Source organism: Alpinimonas psychrophila, assembly GCF_014137865.1.
GTDB lineage: Bacteria > Actinomycetota > Actinomycetes > Actinomycetales > Microbacteriaceae > Alpinimonas > Alpinimonas psychrophila.
In genome coordinates, this window is sequence record NZ_JACGWU010000001.1 from 556,973 (window position 1) to 576,644 (window position 19,672).

The 19,672-nt window shown below is 57.5% G+C and carries 18 protein-coding genes and 1 pseudogene; 4 read left to right on the forward strand and 15 right to left on the reverse strand.

Features of this window, described 5'->3' with window-relative positions; translation table 11 throughout:
* Positions 1-68: 68 nt before the first annotated feature.
* Positions 69-371 (forward strand): DUF3099 domain-containing protein, encoded by a 303-nt coding sequence (locus FB555_RS02565; protein ID WP_182483857.1) that lies wholly within the window; start codon positions 69-71, stop codon positions 369-371.
* Positions 372-576: 205 nt separating this feature from the next.
* Positions 577-1,428 (forward strand): SURF1 family cytochrome oxidase biogenesis protein, encoded by an 852-nt coding sequence (locus FB555_RS02570; RefSeq protein ID WP_460359592.1) that lies wholly within the window; start codon positions 577-579, stop codon positions 1,426-1,428.
* A 21-nt stretch (positions 1,429-1,449) separates the two neighbouring features.
* On the opposite strand, the gene FB555_RS02575 is transcribed toward FB555_RS02570, so the two are convergent.
* Positions 1,450-3,048 carry an ATP-binding cassette domain-containing protein gene (locus FB555_RS02575; protein ID WP_182483858.1) on the reverse strand — a complete coding sequence of 533 codons (1,599 nt, stop codon included), beginning with the start codon at positions 3,046-3,048 and terminating at the stop codon, positions 1,450-1,452.
* Positions 3,049-3,174: 126 nt separating this feature from the next.
* Here FB555_RS02575 and FB555_RS02580 point away from each other — a divergent pair, with 126 nt between their 5' ends.
* Positions 3,175-3,780 (forward strand): biotin transporter BioY, encoded by a 606-nt coding sequence (locus FB555_RS02580; protein WP_182483859.1) that lies wholly within the window; start codon positions 3,175-3,177, stop codon positions 3,778-3,780.
* A gap of 89 nt (positions 3,781-3,869) precedes the next feature.
* Here the strand turns inward: FB555_RS02580 and FB555_RS02585 are convergent, their stop codons facing one another.
* The 13 genes and pseudogenes from FB555_RS02585 to sufB all read right to left on the reverse strand — a co-directional run bounded on the left by FB555_RS02585 (position 3,870) and on the right by sufB (position 18,061).
* Positions 3,870-4,892, reverse strand: a complete 1,023-nt coding sequence (locus FB555_RS02585) for an isopenicillin N synthase family dioxygenase (protein ID WP_182483860.1) — start codon at positions 4,890-4,892, stop codon at positions 3,870-3,872.
* 10 nt (positions 4,893-4,902) lie between these two features.
* Positions 4,903-6,069 carry a cystathionine gamma-synthase gene (locus FB555_RS02590; RefSeq protein ID WP_182483861.1) on the reverse strand — a complete coding sequence of 389 codons (1,167 nt, stop codon included), beginning with the start codon at positions 6,067-6,069 and terminating at the stop codon, positions 4,903-4,905.
* 112 nt (positions 6,070-6,181) lie between these two features.
* A pseudogene (locus FB555_RS02595) lies at positions 6,182-7,129 on the reverse strand (pyridoxal-phosphate dependent enzyme); the annotation flags it as partial.
* Positions 7,130-7,342: 213 nt separating this feature from the next.
* Positions 7,343-8,746 carry an LLM class flavin-dependent oxidoreductase gene (locus tag FB555_RS02600; RefSeq protein WP_182483863.1) on the reverse strand — a complete coding sequence of 468 codons (1,404 nt, stop codon included), beginning with the start codon at positions 8,744-8,746 and terminating at the stop codon, positions 7,343-7,345.
* Between the two features lie 158 nt (positions 8,747-8,904).
* A complete protein-coding gene (locus FB555_RS02605; RefSeq protein ID WP_425485578.1) occupies positions 8,905-10,146 on the reverse strand; it encodes a cystathionine gamma-synthase in 1,242 nt (413 codons plus the stop codon).
* Positions 10,103-11,224: an ABC transporter ATP-binding protein gene (locus tag FB555_RS02610; RefSeq protein ID WP_182483865.1), complete on the reverse strand. Its 1,122-nt coding sequence runs from the start codon at positions 11,222-11,224 to the stop codon at positions 10,103-10,105. The genes FB555_RS02605 and FB555_RS02610 overlap by 44 nt, the downstream gene beginning before the upstream one ends.
* Positions 11,221-12,765, reverse strand: a complete 1,545-nt coding sequence (locus tag FB555_RS02615; RefSeq protein WP_182483866.1) for an ABC transporter permease subunit — start codon at positions 12,763-12,765, stop codon at positions 11,221-11,223. The genes FB555_RS02610 and FB555_RS02615 overlap by 4 nt, the downstream gene beginning before the upstream one ends.
* Positions 12,766-12,808: 43 nt before the next feature.
* Positions 12,809-13,864: an extracellular solute-binding protein gene (locus FB555_RS02620; protein WP_182483867.1), complete on the reverse strand. Its 1,056-nt coding sequence runs from the start codon at positions 13,862-13,864 to the stop codon at positions 12,809-12,811.
* Between the two features lie 137 nt (positions 13,865-14,001).
* On the reverse strand, positions 14,002-14,331 hold the full coding sequence (locus FB555_RS02625) for an iron-sulfur cluster assembly protein (RefSeq protein ID WP_182483868.1): 330 nt from the start codon (positions 14,329-14,331) through the stop codon (positions 14,002-14,004).
* 2 nt (positions 14,332-14,333) lie between these two features.
* The gene (sufC, locus tag FB555_RS02630; protein WP_182483869.1) at positions 14,334-15,092 is read right to left on the reverse strand and encodes a Fe-S cluster assembly ATPase SufC; all 759 of its coding nucleotides are present in this window, start codon (positions 15,090-15,092) and stop codon (positions 14,334-14,336) included.
* 3 nt (positions 15,093-15,095) lie between these two features.
* Positions 15,096-15,422 (reverse strand): non-heme iron oxygenase ferredoxin subunit, encoded by a 327-nt coding sequence (locus FB555_RS02635; protein WP_182483870.1) that lies wholly within the window; start codon positions 15,420-15,422, stop codon positions 15,096-15,098.
* On the reverse strand, positions 15,422-16,642 hold the full coding sequence (sufD, locus tag FB555_RS02640) for a Fe-S cluster assembly protein SufD (RefSeq protein ID WP_182483871.1): 1,221 nt from the start codon (positions 16,640-16,642) through the stop codon (positions 15,422-15,424). The genes FB555_RS02635 and sufD overlap by 1 nt, the downstream gene beginning before the upstream one ends.
* Positions 16,643-18,061: a Fe-S cluster assembly protein SufB gene (gene sufB, locus FB555_RS02645; protein ID WP_182483872.1), complete on the reverse strand. Its 1,419-nt coding sequence runs from the start codon at positions 18,059-18,061 to the stop codon at positions 16,643-16,645. It lies immediately after the preceding gene.
* Positions 18,062-18,353: 292 nt separating this feature from the next.
* Here sufB and FB555_RS02650 point away from each other — a divergent pair, with 292 nt between their 5' ends.
* Complete coding sequence (locus FB555_RS02650) at positions 18,354-19,280, forward strand: COX15/CtaA family protein (RefSeq protein ID WP_246323501.1); 927 nt, start codon at positions 18,354-18,356, stop codon at positions 19,278-19,280.
* A gap of 7 nt (positions 19,281-19,287) precedes the next feature.
* Here the strand turns inward: FB555_RS02650 and FB555_RS02655 are convergent, their stop codons facing one another.
* Positions 19,288-19,665: a helix-turn-helix domain-containing protein gene (locus tag FB555_RS02655; RefSeq protein WP_182483874.1), complete on the reverse strand. Its 378-nt coding sequence runs from the start codon at positions 19,663-19,665 to the stop codon at positions 19,288-19,290.
* Positions 19,666-19,672: the final 7 nt, after the last annotated feature.

Sequence of the window (19,672 nt, forward strand, 5' to 3'; positions counted from 1 at the left end):
TAGATGCGCAGAGGCAAGCCTAGCCGTAGGCTTTAGGCCTAACAGTTCACCTAAGGACACGTCTCAAGATGAAGAAAGCCCAGCAGTCCGTCACCTCTCTCCCCGCTTCTCCTGATCATGAGCGTCACGTTCGCATGATCAAGTATTCGGTTGCCATGGGAATTCGCATGGTCTGTATCGTTCTCCTTCTCGTCGTGCAGGGTTGGTGGTTGATTATCTTTGCGGCTGGGGCCATCGTTCTTCCCTATTTTGCGGTCGTCGTTGCAAACGTTGCTGCTGCCCCTAAACATGCTGAGGTTGTTCGGCCAGGCTCGATTGTCTTAGCCAACAGTTTCGGTGCTCATAACGGCGGGAACGACAAGCGTTCGTGATCTCTCTTGCTCCTCTCGACGTTCAGTGTTCACGGGCGGGATGTCGAAATACGGCGACGTCTCAGGTCGTCTGGCGAAACCCGAAAATTCACGCCAGTGACCGAAGAAAAATCTGGCTTACCTGTGTCGAGCATGAAAAGTTCCTGCTTGAATTTCTTTCATCTCGGTCATTTCCTGCCGTCGTTGAAGAGTTGGATGGAGCCGAGTGAACGCGCCGTGGCTCAAGCAGGTCTTCACCCGACGGTGGTTGGCCTACCTTCTGGTGACCATATTGTTCGCCATTTCCTGCGTGGCCTTAGGGATGTGGCAGTTTGCACGCCGGGACGAAGCGCGCCTGGAGATGACGCGAATCTTAGAGAACTTTGACTCGACACCTGTGTCACTCACAGACGCTCTTCCCGCACTGGACGCCTTCAACGCCGACGAAAAATGGTTACCGGTGACAATGACCGGCACCTATGTCGCCGAAGATGAAATGCTCGTGCGCGGCCGTCCACGAGATGGAGCTCCCGGCTTCGAAGTTCTTACGCCGCTCAGGTTGCCTTCCGGCGCGGTGTTTATTGTTGATCGCGGCTGGCTACCAACCGGGGAGTCGCAGGATGCCCCCGACCATATTCCTACCCCTCCGAGGGGGGAGGTCACCGTCGTGGCACGGCTCAAGGCGGGAGAACCGAGCATCGTTGGTCGGGGAGCTATCCCGGGCCAGGTTGCGACCATCGAATTGCCGTTGATTGCTAGCATGTTGGCCCAGCCAACGTACACCGGTGCCTACGGGGTCATGACATCAGAATCGCCTGATCCCATCGAGGCTCCCCCGGCATCCGTTCAACGACCCCAGTTAGACGAGGGCCCCCACTTGAGCTACGCGTTCCAATGGATTCTTTTCGCGATTATGGGTTTCATTGGGCTCGGCTGGGCCATTCGTAACGAGTGGCGCATCCGTAATGCCGACGATCCGAAAGAGATCGAACGAAATGCTGGCGTGCGGGCTAAGAAAGCTCTTCGTTCTCCATCAGATGCCGAGATCGAAGATCAACTGATGGATGAATCACACTGACCGATTCTGGTCCGTGAGGTCCTATTCGAGACCGATGAGGTCGAAGTAATCCTTGTTCCAGTGGTCTTCAACGCCATCAGGCAAGATAAGTACGCGTTCGGGGTTGAGGGCCTCGACAGCGCCCTCATCGTGGCTCACGAGAACGACGGCACCCTTATAGGATGCCAAAGCACCGAGGATCTCCTCACGACTGACGGGGTCCAAGTTGTTCGTCGGCTCATCCAAGAGCAAGAGATTGGCGCTGGAGACGACGAGCATCGCCAAGGCCAGACGAGTCTTTTCACCACCGGACAGAACTCCGGCAGGTTTTTGCGAATCGTCCCCACTAAAGAGGAACGAACCGAGGACCCGGCGCGCTTCCATCTCCGTAAGGTGAGGGGATGCGCTGACCATGTTCTCCAACACGGAACGCTTTACATCTAGGGTTTCGTGCTCTTGGGCGTAGTAGCCGATCTTTAGACCAAAACCAGGAATCAGCTCCCCGGTGTCGGGCTTGTCGACTCCTGCGAGAATACGGAGGAGGGTGGTCTTTCCGGCACCGTTGAAGCCCAAGATAACGACCTTGGAACCGCGGTCGATGGCCAGGTCCACGGCGGTAAAGATCTCGAGCGAACCGTAGCTGCGCGAGAGATCGGTGGCCATGAGCGGCGTTTTGCCACACGGTGCGGGATCGGGGAAGCGTAGCTTGGCAACGCGATCGGTGGCGCGAACGTCGTCCAGTCCAGCCATGAGAGTCTCGGCACGCTTGACCATCTGCTTGGCAGCTACGGCACCCGAGGCACGGGCACCCATCTTGGCTGCCTGGGTTTGGAGCGTCGTGGCTTGACGTTCGGCGTTGGTGCGTTCACGTTTGCGTCGTTGTTCATCCGTCTCACGTTGACGCTGGTAATTCTTCCAGTTCATGTTGTAGATGTCGATGACCTGACGATTTGCATCGAGGTAGAAAACCCGGTTTACCGTGTCGCCAACGAGTTCGACATCGTGGCTGATCACGATCAGGCCACCTTTGTAGCCCTTCAAAAATTCGCGCAACCAGACGACGCTGTCGGCATCGAGGTGGTTCGTGGGCTCATCGAGAAGCATGGTCTCGGCGCCGGAGAAGAGAATGCGGGCAAGCTCAATGCGGCGGCGCTGACCACCGGAGAGGGTGCTCAGGGGCTGATCGAGGATGCGGTCGGGCAGGCTCAGGTTGCTGGCGATCGATGCTGCTTCGGCTTCGGCCGCGTAACCCCCGAGCGCCATGAAACGGTCGGAGAGATCACCGTAGGATTTCATCGCTGCTTCGCTGACCTTGAGGTCGGTGCTGGCCATGCCATCCGTTGCTTCGCGCATCTGCAGAACGATGGAACCGAGACCTCGGGCATCGAGGATGCGTGTGCGCGCAAGGTCTTCCGGGTTGCCAGAACGCGGGTCCTGGGGAAGGTACCCAATCTCGCCAATGCGTTCGATGGAACCACCGGAAGGCTGTAAGTCCCCGGCTAATGTCTTGGTGAGGGTGGTTTTACCCGCACCGTTACGACCCACAAGGCCGATTTTGTCCCCGTTAGAGACGCGGAACGACACATTCTCCATGAGAACACGAGCGCCTACGCGAAGCTCAAGGTCTTGGACGTTGAGCACAGAAATACCCGATCTTTTGTGACGCGATTGCTAAGCCCGAGTTGTCGGGGGCTCCTCTAGTATAAAAGCAAGGCGAAGACTCTGCGGAGCACCGCCTGTAATATTCCCTTTGACTCTAGGAGACCTGTGTCCAATTTGACTCTCGCGCCAACGCGTACTGTATTAGTTGATCGGCTTGGTGCCCGCAGCGCGGCGGCAAATATCACGATGGTTGTTGCCGGAGCTGCCTTGACCGCGGGAGCGGCTCAGCTTGTCATTCCAATGTGGCCCGTGCCGATTACCGGTCAAACATTCGCTGTGCTCCTCGTAGGGACGACCTTGGGCGCGCTCCGGGGTGCCCTTTCCATGGTGCTCTACATCGCGCTTGGGGCAATCGGCCTTCCGATCTTTACTGAAGGTTCCGCCGGCTGGCACGTCATCGCTGGCCCCACCGGTGGTTACCTTGTCGGCTTTGTCCTTGCGGCCGTGCTCACAGGCTGGCTCGCACAACGCTCGTGGGATCGTCAGATTGTCGGCGCCGCTGTCGCGTTCTTGGCCGGTACCGCTGTTATTTATGCTGTGGGACTCCCCTGGCTTTCCGTTGCCCTGGGGCAACTGGGGTACCCCAATGACATGGGTGCCACGCTTCAGGCCGGTTTCTTGCCTTTCGTCCCCGGTGACATTCTCAAGGCCGTTGCGGCCGGAGTGCTTTTGCCCGTGACCTGGAAACTCGTCTCTCGCGCCAAGAAATAGGCGTCTTTGACGACAATCGGCCCTCTCCTGTGACGGAGGGGGCCGATTGCCTTTTCCTGGTGGCTGGCGGTCGGCAGTGAAAGGCGACTCTAGAGAAGGTGCGGGTGATGAGCTGCGACCACATTGGGATGGGCCCGGACCCGACTCTTGAGCCAATTTTGCCCATAGACCGAGTGAATAATGTTGCCGGGGTCCGTGGTGATTCCCTGTGCGGCATTGCGGTATTCAAGGTCGAGATCAATGACATTTATGTGAGCGTCCAGTCGAGGTCCGTAGAAAAACGGCAAGGAGATTCGGTCCTCTCCCTCCTGAGACGAGATAACGCGGTGCAACGTTGCCTTGAGATAACCGTCTGTCGCAATCTCCAATAGCTCTCCGATATTGACAACGAAGGCGTGACTCACGGGCGGAGCATCGATCCACTGACCGTCATGTTGGACCTGCAATCCTTCCTTTCCCTCTTCGACATAGAGCAACGTCAACACGCCCAGGTCCTTGTGAGCACCGACGCCTTGCACTGGCTCTTGGCCCGCTCCCGCGCGCGAGCCTGGATAGCGCGCAATCTTGAGGTGAGGTGACGGCATGCGATCAAAGGCCGTGTCGAACGTGTCGCGCGGGGCTCCAAGAGCCACCGCCCACTCGGCCAAGAGCGTGCGACTTATGTCTCCCAGACGTTCCATCCAATCGATGGCGGCAGGTTCAAGTTGAGGGAGATTTTCTGGCCAGAGATTGGGCCCCTGTAGGACCCAAAAATCGTCTTGCTGATCAGTGGCGGAGACGGCGTGGCGTTCCGCACCGATATCGATTTGCTCACGCCAGTCCGTCTTGCCCTGCGTCAGCTCTCCACCCATTCTGGTGTAGCCCCGAAAATGGGGACTGTTCGTATTCTCGATAGCGAGCTTCTCGAACTCCGGGAGGGCGAAAAATTGTCGCGATACCTCCATCATGTTGTCGATGACAGCCGTCGGAATTCCGTGGCCGATCAGATAGAAGAACCCAACTTCGTGAGTTGCCCTGCGCAGTTCTTCACGGAATTCTCGAACGTCGGCCTCAGATCCCGCTAGGAGAGAGAGATCAATTACGGGAAGCGTCGTTGTGGTGGGGGTCGTCATCAGATGCTCCTTAAGCGTTGTTCGCTAGCGAGTCGAGCGAGTCGAGGGCGGCGACAATGTCGTCGGTGAGATCGTCGACGTCTTCGATGCCGACGCTGAGGCGAACGAGATTCTCGGGAACGGCGAGGGCGGTTCCGGCGACCGAGGCGTGCGTCATGGCAAAGGGGAATTCAACGAGGGATTCCACGCCGCCCAGAGACTCCGCCAGGGTAAAGAGATGCGTGTTGGCAACGACATGACGAGCGGCCGCCTCTCCCCCGGTGACGGTGATCGAAATCATGCCGCCGAATCCTGACATCTGAGCCCGAGCAATGTCATGACCAACGTGTGAGGGAAGCCCGGGGTAGAAGACATTTTCTACCCGCGGATGCGACTGAAGGCGCTCAGCAATTGCCCCCGCGTTCTGCGAGTGACGGTCCATGCGTACCGCAAGTGTCTTGATGCCGCGAACTGTGAGGTACGAGTCAAAAGGTGAGGCAATGGCACCGGCCGCGTTGTGGAGGTACGCCACCTGCTCGGCGAGCGTGTAGTTCTGCAAGATGACGGCACCTCCCACGACATCACTGTGCCCACCGAGGTACTTTGTCGTGGAGTGAACCACCGCGTCGGCACCGAGCGAAAGTGGTTGCTGGAGTGCGGGCGTGGCAAATGTGTTGTCGACCACGACGACGGCGCCAGACGCGTGAGCAACCTCAACCATGGCGGCGATGTCAATGATCCGAAGCATGGGGTTGGAGGGTGTCTCGATCCAGACCACCTTAGGCTTCGTGCTGGCGATGACGGCACGGGCACCCTCAGGATCACTCATGTCGATGGCGGTATGGGTGATTCCCCATTTGCTGAAAACACCGTTGATGAGACGGTACGTACCCCCGTAAACGTCATTGGCAATAACGACGTGATCCCCTGGTTGAAGCAGGGACCGCAGAAGCGTGTCTTCGGCGGCAAGGCCGCTGGAGAATGCAAAGGCGTGCGATCCTCCCTCGAGCGCCGCGAGGTTTGTTTGCAGGTTGGCCCGGGTCGGGTTGCCGCTGCGAGAGTACTCATAGCCGGCCCGCATGTTGCCCACGCCGTCCTGTTTGAAGGTCGAACTGAGGTGCAGCGGCGGGATCACGGCGCCGGTTGCGACGTCGACATCTTGACCGGCATGGACGGCGAGGGTATTGAATTTTGACATGGCAAAGCTCCTTTATTGGGGGTAAGTGGTCGCCGTTTTAGGCGAAAATAGGGTCGAGGACGGCGGCGATCCGCGCGCGAAGCTCAGCTTGCTCAGGGGTTATCGCCACGTCGTAGCCGTGGTCGATCATCCATTCGTCATTAAAGATTTTGCCGAGGTAGCCGCGTCCACTGTCGGGAAGCAAAGCTACGACAACGTCATCTTTGGTCAGGGCTGCGGCTGCCTTGAGAGCGGCAACCACGGCCATGCCGGATGATCCGCCGACGAGCAAACCCTCCTCACGGGCAAGGCGACGTGTCATGGCAAAAGATTCAGCATCCGTGACCATGATGACGTCATCGGGCAGGCTCGCGTCGAAGGCGCCGGGCCAGAAGTCCTCACCGACTCCCTCGACGTTATAACCGTGGATCGGTCCGCCCGAGTAGATGGATCCTTGGGGGTCGGCACCAATGATCGTGACGCGGCCGTCCGATGCTTCTTTTAAGAAACGACCGGTGCCGGTGATGGTGCCGCCGGTACCAACCCCCGCGACGAAATGGGTGACTCCGCCATCGGTATCGTTCCAGATTTCGGGACCGGTGGTGGCGTAGTGGCTCGCAGGTCCGTTGGGGTTGTCATATTGGTTGGGCTTGAAGGCTCCGGGAATCTGCCGGGCGAGACGATCCGAGACGGAGTAGTACGATCGCGGATCGCTGGGTTCGACGTTTGTGGGAGTGGAGATAACCTCGGCGCCATAGGCACGCATCGTGTTCTGCTTATCGAGGGAGACCTTGTCGGGAACAACGAAGATGGTTTTGTATCCCCGTTGCTGGGCAAAGAGTGCCAGCCCAACGCCCGTGTTGCCCGAAGTTGCCTCGACGATGGTGCCGCCCGGCAAGAGAAGGCCGTCGCGCTCGGCAGCATCAAGGATGCGTTCAGCAATGCGATCTTTTGAGGATCCCCCTGGATTCGCGTACTCAATTTTGACGAGGATTGTGGCCGTTATTCCTTCGGTGACGGAGGTCAGGCGGACGAGGGGGGTATTGCCGATGGTGCCCGTAATGGCGTGTGAATACTTCACGTAGAGGGTTCCCTAAAGATGAGGGAGAGCATCCCCTGTGAAAGAGGAAACGTCTCGAAATTGTTGTGTGGGGGCGTGCGCTACAGATGGCACGCAAACGAACTAGTTCAGTTATGAACTAGAGACAACAACAACAGAGACGAGTGTTTATCACGATGGGGCAACGTTAGCACGAAGCAGCGTGACCCCTTTCGCGGATGATGAATTGTTACGTCACAATTCCGTCGCGCTACGTGAACTGACGACGGGTTTGCTGACTTTGTATTGATAACCGCGGTGGGCGGGGGCCAGGTGATCACCCTTATTGAACAGTTTTTGGCGGAATGTTCCGGTGGCGTATTCGGTCGGGTATACGCCCCGACGTTGGAGTTCAGGGACGATCCACTTCACTATGTCCTCGAACGTCCCGGGGGTAACGGCGTAGGCCAAGTTGAAGCCGTCGGCATCCGTGAATTCTGCCCACTCTTCGAGCTGGTCGGCAATCTCACCAGGGTCGCCAACAATGACGGAGCCGAAACCGCGCACCTTGGAATATTCAGCGATGTCGCGCACGGTCCACTCCCCCGCAGGCTTGTCACCCTCCTGCTGGGCAGCGGCAATAGACTGTATGGCGTTTGATTTGATGTTGCCGAGAGGTTCATCGAGATCGAACTCCGAGAGGTCCACACCCATCCAGCCCGACATCAGGACCAGCGCGGCCTCCGGCGAGGCGTAGTCAAGGTATTCCTGGTGCTTGGCATGCGCCTTCTCGTTCGACTCGTCGACGATGACCGTGAGCATGGCATAGATGCGCGCCGAATCACGACCGCGACCGGAGGCTTCGAGGGCTTCGCGAATCTCGGTGACCTGACGAGCCACAATTTCTTTCGTCGGACCCGCAACAAAGATCGCCTCGGCGTTATCGGCAGCAAACGCGATGCCACGCTTCGACGCTCCTGCCTGGAAAATAACGGGGGTGCGCTGCGGCGAAGGTTCAACCAAGTGAATGCCGGGAACCGTGAAAAACTCGCCTTTGTGGTTGATGCTGTGCACCTTAGCGGGGTCGGTGTACACGCCGGTCTCGCGGTTGCGAATCACCGCGTCATCTTCCCACGAGCCTTCCCAGAGTTTGTAGAGCACCTCGAGGTATTCATCGGCATGGGCATAGCGCGCGTCATGCTCGAGCTGATCTTCGTTGCCCATGTTGCGGGCAGCTGAAGGCAAGTAGCCCGTCACGATATTCCAACCGATGCGACCCTTCGTCAAATGATCCAATGTAGACAGACGGCGGGCGAAAGGGTACGGATGCTCGTAAGAAGTTCCGGCGGTCACACCGAACCCCAAGTGTTTTGTGGCTGCAGCCATGGCCGACACCACCATCAAGGGATCCGTCACAGGGACCTGTGCGGCGTGAGCGATAGCGGCATCGTGGTTGCCGCCGTAGACGTCGTAGGTTCCCAACACGTCCGCAATGAAGATGCCGTCAAAGATGCCCTTTTCTAGCAACTGGGCGAGCTCGGTCCAGTAGTCGATGTCTTTGTAGCGGGACGCTTGGCTGTCGGGGTGGCGCCAGGTTCCCCCGGTGACATGCCCGACGCAGCTCATATCGAAAGCGTTGAATCGAATCTGACGGGCCATGGTGTGGAGTCCTCTTGTTATTTCGCGTCACTTTCACGAGGCGAATGGGTACGCCATAAGCATGCAGTGAAAGCCCGGGATGAGGAATTTGAGTTGAGACTTGTAACGACTTGTGACGTTATGTAACCTCATAAGTCGTATCTTGACGCACCGTTTTGCTATCGATTGCTGAGGGAGTCCAATGCCTGGGTAATGTCCGCGAGTAGATCCTCGATGTTTTCGATGCCGACACTGAGGCGAACGAGGTTATCGGGCACTTCAAGCACGGTGCCTCCGACCGATTGATGGGTCATGGCACTCGGGTATTCAATGAGAGACTCGACGCCGCCCAGTGATGGCGCGAGAATGAAAAGTTCCGTGCGTGTTTGAAGGGCACGGGCTGCTGCGGAACCGCTGGCAAGTTGAAGGGACAGCATTCCACCGAAGGCGCTCATCTGCCGGCGAGCAACATCGTGCAACGGATGCGAGGCAAGACCCGGGTACAACACGCGGGAGATTGCGGGGTGACGCTCCAACGCTTCGGCAAGCGTTTGGGCGTTACTGGAATGGCGCCCCATCCGAAGGCCAAGCGTCTTGATCCCGCGGAGGGTGAGGTAAGCATCGAAGGGCGAGGAAACGGCGCCGAGCCAGTTCTGAATCTGCGCGACTTTCTCGGCAAGTTCGTCATTGTTGACAACAACAGCTCCGCCAATAACGTCACTGTGGCCCCCGAGATACTTCGTTGTGGAGTGCACGATGGCATCCGCTCCGAGCTCAAATGGACGCTGCAAAGCAGGCGTTGCAAAGGTATTGTCCACGAGGACCAGCGCTCCGTGCTGATGGGCAATGGCGCTCACGCCGGCAACATCGACGATGGTCATCATCGGATTCGTGGGGGTTTCAATGCGAACAACGCGTGGTTTCGTGGCGCTGATGACCTCGGCCACATGGGCCAGATCGGTGAAGTCGATACACGAGTGGGAGACCCCCCACGGAACAAGGATGTTGTCGATGACGCGGTAAGTTCCTGCATAGGCATCGTTGCCTAAGACAATGTGGTCGCCAGGCTTGAGCGTTGCCCGCAGGAATGCATCCTCGGCCGCCATCCCGCTGGCGAAGGAATAGGCGTGCGTTCCGCCCTCCAGAGACGCCAGATTTGCTTCCAGAGCAGATCGCGTGGGGTTCGCGCAGCGCGAATATTCGAAACCGCCAAGTGGCTCTCCTGGAACGTCTTGCCGAAAAGTAGTTGTGAGATACAAGGGCGGGACGACAGCGCCCGTGACGCGATCAGGTTCCTGTCCAGCGTGAATAGCACGAGTGTTGAAGCCAGTCATTTTCGTGGATCTCCTGTTCGACGAGGTATCCCAAAACTTTAGCTCAGGGGGCATACCCCAATGCTGGAGCGGTGAGTTTAACGTCATAATTCGCCCCGATGAGAGGCATCTGGCGGGCGGCTACCAATACCTGAAGCACCGGAACGGTGGTATGCGAACGTGCCGCAAGGGGCGTTTTCGTATCAGCGACTAGGGTGACTAGCCCGTCATGCCCAGCGAACGAGGTCTCGGTTACGCGCCACCCCTGGCCCGTAACGAGAGAGAGTGATTCTGGGCGAACCATGAGGGAAACAAGCTCTCCAGGAACTGGTTGCGTGCCACCTTCCATCCAGGTCATTGGCGTGATTCCAAGAGCACTTAACGCTGAATCATGAGGGCCATTTAAGCCGTTGGGATCGCTTTCGCCCTGAACCGTCGTGGCGTGAAGAACGTTCGCGTCCCCCAAAAACTCGGCGCACCACACCGTAGCTGGCGACGAATAAACGTCCAGCGGAGATCCGGCTTGCTCAATGATGCCGTCATGCATGAGAGCGACATGAGACGCCAACGAAAGGGCTTCCGTTTGGTCGTGGGTGACGAGCAACGCGGCCGTTTGGGCACGCGCCAAGATGGCTTTGACTTCGGAACGCAGATCAGACCGCAGGATGGGGTCGAGGCCAGCAAACGGTTCGTCGAGCAAAACGAGTTGAGGCCGGTTCGCTAGCGCTCGCGCAAGGGCCACCCGCTGGGCCTGACCTCCTGAAAGTTCGTGGGGCATGCGAAGCCCAAATGCGGTGAGGGAAACGAGCTCTAGAAGCTCTGCCACCCGGTTACTGCGGGCGGCCTTCTTGACTCTCCTGAGCGATGTTGCCAACCCAAAAGCAATGTTTTCCGCGACGTTGAGGTGAGGAAAAAGAGAGGCATCTTGGGGAACCCAACCGATATTACGTTTGTGAGGGGCGAGGTGAATGCCGTGAGTGGTCAACATCTGAGTGCCGAGGCGCATGTCGCCGGATGTTGCCCGCTCAAGACCGGCGATTGTGCGCAAAAGTGTCGTCTTTCCGCATCCACTCGGGCCCACAATGGCGGTGAAATCAGCATCGGATACATCCAACGTGATTCCGCGTAAGACGGGGGTTGCACCGTAACCAACTGTGAGATCAGTGATGCTGAGAAAAGCGGTCATAGCGGGGAACCTCCGCGGCGATCAGATTGGGAGAGCAGAAAAGCAGGAATGGCGGCCAACACTATAAGCATGAGGGCGTACGGGGCAGCCGCTCCGTAGGACGCCACATCTGTTCGGGACCAGAGCAGTGTTGCCAGGGTGTCCATCCCCGTAGGTCGAAGCATGAGGGTGGCAGGAAGTTCTTTCATCGCCGTGACCATGACCAGGAGTCCCCCGAGAAGGAATCCGGGGCGCGATAGCGGCCCGGTGACAGAGCGCCAACTCTGGAGCGGGGTGTAGCCGAGCGTTCTCGATACGTCATTAAGGGATGACGGGATAGCCGCCACTCGAGATCGGATTCCGCCGATTGCCTTGGGGAGAAACATGAAGCCGTAGGCGAGGGCCAGCAGAAAAGTTGTTTGGTAGAGCGCTGGTGCTGTCCCCAAAGCGAAAAAGACAAGTGAAAGACCGACGACGACTCCGGGGAGGGCCAGGGGAAGATATCCGGCTGATTCAATGGCGCCGACGAGGCGACCACCATAGCGCGCCGCCAGAAGGGCAATGGGAGTTGCGAGGGCCACGGCAACCAGAGCTCCACCAAGACTGAGGATGAGAGTATTGACCGTCGCTGACCATAATCGCGCCGGATCAAGGCTCGCCAGGGCCTCGGCTGAAAACATTCGAAGGAGCATGACGGTCACGGGAATCACTACCACTGCGAAAGCGGGAAAGGAAAGAACCGCAAACAACGGTGTTAGTCGTGGGTGAAGGTCACTAATTCGCGTTCGCCCGACAGTGAGCCTCGAGACATTTCTGGTCCGGGCTTTTCCCCTGGCGAGCCGTTCGCCAAACACAATGATGATCGCCAGGGTGATTAGGATAAGGCTCAGAACGGCGGCCAAGTTTCTGTCGTAGCTTGCCCCGTACGCCTGGTATATGGCGGTCGTCAATACGGGAAAGCGAAAGAGGGCCACTCCCCCAAAATCGGAAATTACGTAAAGAAAAACAAGTAGTGAACCGGCAAGCGCGGGGGTGCGAACGTTGTGCCACGACCCTGACAGCAATGCGGAGAAGGGTGACCTTCCCAAGGTTCTCGCGACATCTTCAAAGTCGGTTGTTGCCGACTGCAAGGCTGAGGCGACCGGCAGCGTGATGTAAGGAACCGTGACCATGGTCAAGACGAGCCATGCTGCCGCGAATCCCTGCATGGTAGGAAACGCTGCCAGAAGTCCGTACGCGGCAAGGTAGCTGGGAACGGCAAGTGGAAGAGCGGCTATCACCATCCAGAATGCGCGCAGCGGGATTCTGACGCGAGAGAGGAGAAAAGCACTGGGGAGGCCAATTGCAAGGGCACTGAACGTAACGGTGATGGCCAACCCCAGAGAATTACCAATCAGGAGCGGGAGGCGCGGACGCTCCAAGAGGCTCAGAAATGATTCGCCACCTTCAGCAAATGCCCGAACGAGGAGGTAGCCAACGGGAATCACCGCGACAAGCGCGGCGACGGCGGCTACCGCGACAAGAGGTCGGGGTAGCCGCTGATTTGCTACGGTACGTGGCACGGTCGCAGAATCCCTTGGGTTACTGGTTTTAGGTTCTCGGGGTTTACAGGAGACCGTGCTTGGCGAGCATTCTTTGGGTGTCGCTGAGAGACTCTAAATCGTCAAGATTCAACTCTACATTGGCAAGACTTGAGAGGGACGGCAATCCAACCGGAGCATCGATTCCCGGCAACAACGGGTATTCGAAGGTCTCATTGACAAAATACTGCTGGGCTGCGGATGAAATCAAAAAGCGGAGAAATTGCAGTGCTTCCGCATTGGACGCCGAGCCTTTCATGATGCCGGCTCCGGTAACGTTGACGATTCCACCGGCGTCTCCTGGCAAGAATTTCAATTGCGCGCGCATGTTCTCAACCCCTAACTCTGCGGCACTCTGGTACCAGTAGTAGTGGTTGATCAACGCAATATCGAGTTGCCCAGAATTGACGAGGTCGAGGGTTGCACCATTCTTCTCGGTCAAAACGGGGCTGTTAGCGGCCATATCTGACACCCATTGCTCAGCTACGGTTTCACCCTCAATCACACGCAAAGCGGTGACGAACGACTGAAAGCTGGCGTTCCCGGGAGGGAACCCTACGCGACCGCTCCATTGGGGCGCCGTTAGCTCTAGGACGGAATCGGGAACATCCGTGGCCGCAATTTTTTGAGAATCATATGCAATAACACGAGCGCGGCCGGTTACCCCAACCCAATCGCTATTGGTCGAGGAAAAGTCCTGAGGAATCACTTCAGTGATGTCGTTGGGGAGGCCCGCCAGTAGGTCAGCGGTTGACAGGGCACCTAACGCCCCTGCATCCTGCGAGAGAAAGACGTTGGCCGGAGACCTATCTCCCTCTTCAATCAACAGCGCGGCGAGTTCTGGGCTCGTGCCGTAACGCACGTCCACTGCGATGCCGGTCTCTGCCGTGAACATTTCCAGTAACGGAGAAATCAGAGCCTCATCGCGACCGGCATAGATTGTGAGGACGCCAGCGTTTGTTGTGCCGCTGCCCGAGCCAACTTCGGCGCTGGTGGCGCCGGCGCAACCCGTCAGGGCAAGAGCTGACGCGGCGATTAGTGAGATAAAGGGAACGGTGCGTGACCGTGTGGAGAGACGCAAAAGGAGACTACTTTCAGCAATGTTTCAGTAATAGTTCAGGACACAAGCTAAAACAAGCCCGGCCGAGCCATGTCTTACTTAGGTAAGCCTAACCTAACAAATCTAACAATGCTAGAGGGAGAAACGAGATCGAAAAACTAGATGGAGAAGCCGAGGGCGCGCATCATGTCACGACCGTCATCCGTGATTTTCTCAGGTCCCCAGGGTGGCATCCAAACCCAGTTAATGCGAAAGGCATTCACGACGTTATCGAGCGACTCGGCGGTCTGTTCCTCGAGAACATCGGTCAGGGGGCAGCCGGCGCTCGTGAGGGTCATGTGAATGATGAGAGCGTCATTCTCCTCGTCCCACGCGAGGTCATAAATGAGACCGAGGTCGACAATGTTGATGCCGAGCTCGGGGTCCATGACCTCTTTCAGGGCCTCAATGACCTCGTTGTACTTCTCGTCGCTCAGTGAAACAGACACTCTTAAACGGCTAACTCAAGGAAACGGTCGTATCCCTCGTTTTCGAGGCGATCGGCCAGTTCAGGACCACCCTCTTCGGCAATGCGGCCATTCACGAAGACGTGAACAAAGTCGGGCTGAATGTAGCGAAGAATGCGGGTGTAGTGCGTGATGAGGAGAACGCCAAGACCGGTGCTTTCCTTCGCGCGGTTGACGCCTTCCGAAACAATCTTGAGCGCGTCTACGTCGAGGCCTGAGTCGGTCTCATCCAGAACCGCAAAGCGAGGCTTGAGTAATTCGAGTTGCAAGATTTCGTGACGCTTCTTCTCGCCGCCGGAGAATCCTTCGTTGACGTTGCGCTCGGCGAACGTCTTGTCCATGCGCAAGCTTTCCATGGCAACGCGAACATCCTTGATCCAATTACGGATGGCCGGTGCTTCCCCGTCAATAGCGGTCTTGGCGGTGCGCAAGAAGTTGGTGACGGTGACGCCAGGAATCTCAACGGGGTACTGCATCGCCAAAAATAGGCCGGCACGGGCACGTTCGTCGACGGTCATGGCCAAAACATCGGCACCGTCCAGCGTGATTGAACCACTCTCGACTTTGTACTTCGGGTGACCCGCGATGGTGTATGCGAGCGTTGACTTGCCGGAACCGTTGGGACCCATGATGGCGTGGGTTTCGCCCGAGTTGATTATCAGGTCGACTCCGCGCAGAATCTGCGTGGTGCCCTGTTCGGTCTCGACGCTGACATGCAGGTCGGTGATCTTCAGTGTTGACATGAGTTAGATCTCTTTCGTGAGCGTTGGGTCAATGTAAATGTCACCGTCGATGGTCACGACAGTAAACACGGGAACGGGTTCGTAGGCAGGAAGCGTGAGCGGCTTCCCGGTGCGCAGCTCGAACTTTGAGCCGTGAGCCCAGCATTCGAGGGTGTCATCTTCAACGAATCCTTCGGAGAGGGAAATGTCACCGTGCGTGCACGTGTCACCAATGGCGTGGATGTCACCAGCCGAGTCCAACACCAGTGCCATGGGAATTCCACCGACGATGACGCGCTTGGCGGTGTTTAACGTGAGCTCTGATACGGAGCAGACTTTTTCTTGAGCCATTAGCGAAGACTCGCAATGTGAACGTTCTCAAGTTCGCTATCGAGCGCCGCATGAATGTCGGCTTCGAGCGCGGGAACATGCAATTGCTGAACAATTTCGTTCAAGAATCCGCGCACAACCAGTTTGCGAGCCTCTTCTTCGTTGATGCCGCGAGCTTGCAGGTAGAAAAGCTGTTCGTCATCGAAGCGCCCTGTGGCACTCGCGTGACCAGCGCCGGCGATGTCGCCCGTTTCAATTTCAAGGTTCGGGATCGAATCGGCACGGGTGCCTTCGGAGAGAACAAGGTTGCGGTTCTGCTCGTAGCTGTCGGTTCCGATCCCCTTGGAACCGATGAGTACGTCACCGATCCAAACGGTGCGAGCACCCTTGCCTTGAAGGGCGCCTTTGTAGGTGACCCGAGACTTGGTCTGGGGTGCATCGTGGAAAACGTAGACCTGCTGCTCGATGTGCTGGCCGGCGTCGGCGAAGTACAGACCGAGCAGCTCAACGGATCCCCCGGCTTCGGCAAGGTGGGCGGAGGGGTTGATACGAATCACATCGCCGCCGAGTGAAACAAGGGCGTGTTTGAGGTTGGCGTCGCGTCCAATGCGTGCAAAATGCGACCCCAAGTGGACGGCGTCGGCATTCCACTGTTGAACAGAGATCACAGACAGATTCGCACTCTCCCCCGCCAGAATCTCCACGTTCTCGACGAGCTGAGCGGCGCCAGTGTTGCGAATAATGACGGTTGACTTTGAGAATGGAGCGGCCTCAATGATGATGTGCGCGGCGCGCGGCGCGGAACCCAGAGCATCGCGCGTGATTGTGACCTCGCTCACGTCCTCCGCACCGATCGACACGAGAAGCACCTCAGTTGCGGCGCTCCACGCATTGGCCGATGCTCGATCCTCGGGGATGCCGACCGAACCCACGCGGGGGTCGGTCACGGGAATCCAAGAGAAGCTCACACCGGCAGACTCCGTTGCGGAGTATGGAAAACGCGAACCGTCGAGGTCGCCACCGGTGAAAGCTGTGAGCTTGGCGACCGGGGAATGCTTCCAGTCGAGTTCGCGACCGTTGACGGCCTCGAAATCTTCGGGGTGAGTGGATTTAAAACGCGCCGAACGCGTCTGAACGGGCGCAACCCGGCCGGCTCCATTGGAATGGGCCTTGATGCCGTGCTGTTCGGTTGTCGTTGTAGGGGTGGTTGTCGTAGCGGTATCGGGTGAGGCGAGGGACATTTAGCCGACGGACCCTTCCATGCCCATTTCAATGAGCTTGTTGAGTTCGAGCGCGTATTCCATGGGCAACTCGCGGGCAATGGGTTCGATGAAGCCGCGCACAATCATGGCCATGGCTTCGTCTTCGGGCATGCCGCGAGACATCAGGTAGAACAACTGTTCTGCGCTGACTTTCGAGACGGTCGCTTCGTGACCCAGTTGCACATCATCGACACGAATATCGATGGCAGGGTAGGTGTCACTTCGGGAAATGGAATCAACCAAGAGCGCGTCGCAACGGACGGTATTGGCGGAGTGGTGTGCGTTGGCATCAATTCGTACTTCGCCGCGGTAGCCGGCTCGGCCACCGCCACGGGCCACAGACTTCGAGATGATTGATGACTGAGTGTACGGAGCCATGTGAATCATCTTCGCGCCGGCATCTTGATGCTGACCGGGGCCGGCAAACGCTACGGACAGAGTCTCACCCTTGGCGTGCTCGCCCACCAGGTAGATCGAGGGGTACTTCATCGTGACTTTGGAGCCGATGTTGCCATCGATCCATTCCATGGTGGCCCCCTCGTGCGCTATGGCACGCTTGGTCACAAGGTTGTAGACGTTATTCGACCAGTTCTGGATGGTCGTGTAGCGAACGCGCGCGTTCTTCTTCACGATGATTTCCACAACTGCAGAGTGCAACGAGTCGCTCTTGTAGATCGGGGCGGTGCAACCCTCGATGTAGTGAACGTAGCTTCCCTCGTCGGCAATGATAAGCGTTCGCTCAAACTGCCCCATGTTCTCCGTGTTGATGCGGAAGTAGGCCTGGAGAGGAATCTCCACGTGAACGCCGGGCGGCACGTAGACGAACGAGCCACCGGACCACACCGAGGTGTTGAGCGCCGCAAACTTGTTGTCTCCCGCGGGGATAACCGTCGCAAAATATTCCTTGAACAATTCAGGATGCTCGCGAAGCGCCGTGTCGGTATCCATGAAGATGACGCCCTGACGCTCGAGGTCCTCGTTGATCTGGTGATACACAACTTCAGACTCATACTGTGCCGCCACACCGGAGACGAGACGTTGACGTTCTGCCTCGGGAATTCCAAGGCGTTCGTAGGTCTCTTTGATCTCGTCGGGAAGATCGTCCCACGTTTGGGCTTGCTTTTCCGTGGAGCGAACAAAGTACTTAATGTTGTCAAAGTCGATGCCCGAGATGTCGGCGCCCCATTTTGGCATGGGCTTGCGCAGGAACATCTTGTAGGCCTTAAGGCGTGCGTCCAACATCCACTGAGGCTCGCTCTTGAGGTTAGAAATATCGGTGACGACATCCTCGTTGATTCCGCGGCGAGCACTGGCTCCAGCGGCGTCTTTGTCGTGCCAGCCGAATTCGTATGTCCCTAAGCCATCAAGTTCGGGCCGGTCGATTAGTACGTCTGACATGGCTTCCTCTCATTGCGTTGTGTTCTTTAATAAGTCACGCGCGCATCAATGCATTCCCGCCTTGTTACGAAAGCGAAAGAGAACGTCGACCAAGGCGACTCCAGCGAATCTAGAATGATGAAAGAACTCGAAAGGCAATCACGAAACCCGCAGGTACCTTGCGTGTCCTCGCCTTCGAGATATCAGCTTGCGCTGACCACACTGAACTCCCCTAAGTCTAGCCCGGGGGCTGCAAAATCAACAGGCTTTGTTGTTCTTCATGAGCGAACAGATTCTTCCAAGGAGTAGCACGTTGGCACAACTTATTGATTCAACTCGCAACGTGTTAAACGCCTTCATAAGGTGGTTGCCCGCCACCGTTGACCGTCGTGTTCGGGTTGCGGCCTGGGGCACCTTCGTTGTGCAGACCCTGATTGTGGTCACCGGCGGGGCTGTTCGCCTCACGGCCAGTGGCCTGGGCTGTCCGACGTGGCCCAAGTGCACCGCTGACTCTCTCGTGAACACCTCCGAGATGGGAATTCACGGCGTCATCGAGTTCGGTAACCGAATGCTCACGTTTGTGCTCGTGATCGTTGCCATTGCGGCGTTCGTTCTCATCCTGCGGATGCGGAAGCAACGTCGTGATCTCTTCTGGCTCACCCTGCTCATCGGCCTGGGTATTCCCGCGCAGGCGGTTATTGGCGGTATCTCTGTTCTCATGAAGTTGAACCCCTACGTGGTTGGATTTCACTTCGTGGTCTCCATCGGTTTGATCATCCTCTCGACGATCTTGGTTTTTCGCGTCTACCGTGGCAACGCACCACGATCGTGGCGGGTATCGCCGGCACTGGTCTGGATTGCGTGGCTTATGGCTGCTTTTCAGACAGTCACACTCACCGTGGGAATTCTGACTACCGGCTCAGGACCGCACGCCGGGGACGCCGCCGCACCACGAAACGGACTCGACAGCGAGCTTCTGCAACACATTCACTCGTACCCCGCTTACATTGCGCTGGGGCTCGCGGTACTGCTTCTGGTATTGGCCGGTATTTTTCGGCAATCGGCGCTGCGCAAGGCAATGATTGCCCTCATCGCCATAAACATTGCTCAGGCAGTTGTCGGCATCGCCCAATCTCGTCTGGGGCTGCCGGAGCTACTGGTGGGCACGCACATGTTCCTAGCGTGCCTCGTCACGGCCGCGGTGACGCTGGTGCTACTCAACCTCCGAAAGCCCGTTTAGCTTTTTTCTAAAGTTGTTGCGTTCGCTTGGCATGCGCAATCGCCGAGCCCATTGTGATGCGGCGGTGAGTGCCACGGTATTCGGCCTCAAGAAGGCCTTTGTCAATCAATTGGATGACATAGGTGCGCGAAATCCCTAAGAACTCGGCGGTTTGTCCGGTCGTCATGAGTTCATCCACCGAACCTACGAGCACTCCCTTGCCTTCGGCCAGTCGGGTCAACATGTCGATGACGGACTGCACAATGTTCTCTGATATGTCCAGCTCGTGGCCATTGATCACGAGGCTGTGGTCGACGTCACCCGGAAGCGTCTCGAGGGAATGGGCCAAAGCCCGCCGATCCGAATCCGAAAGCTGCAATGTGGCGCGCTTTTCGTAAATGCTCATGTGCTAG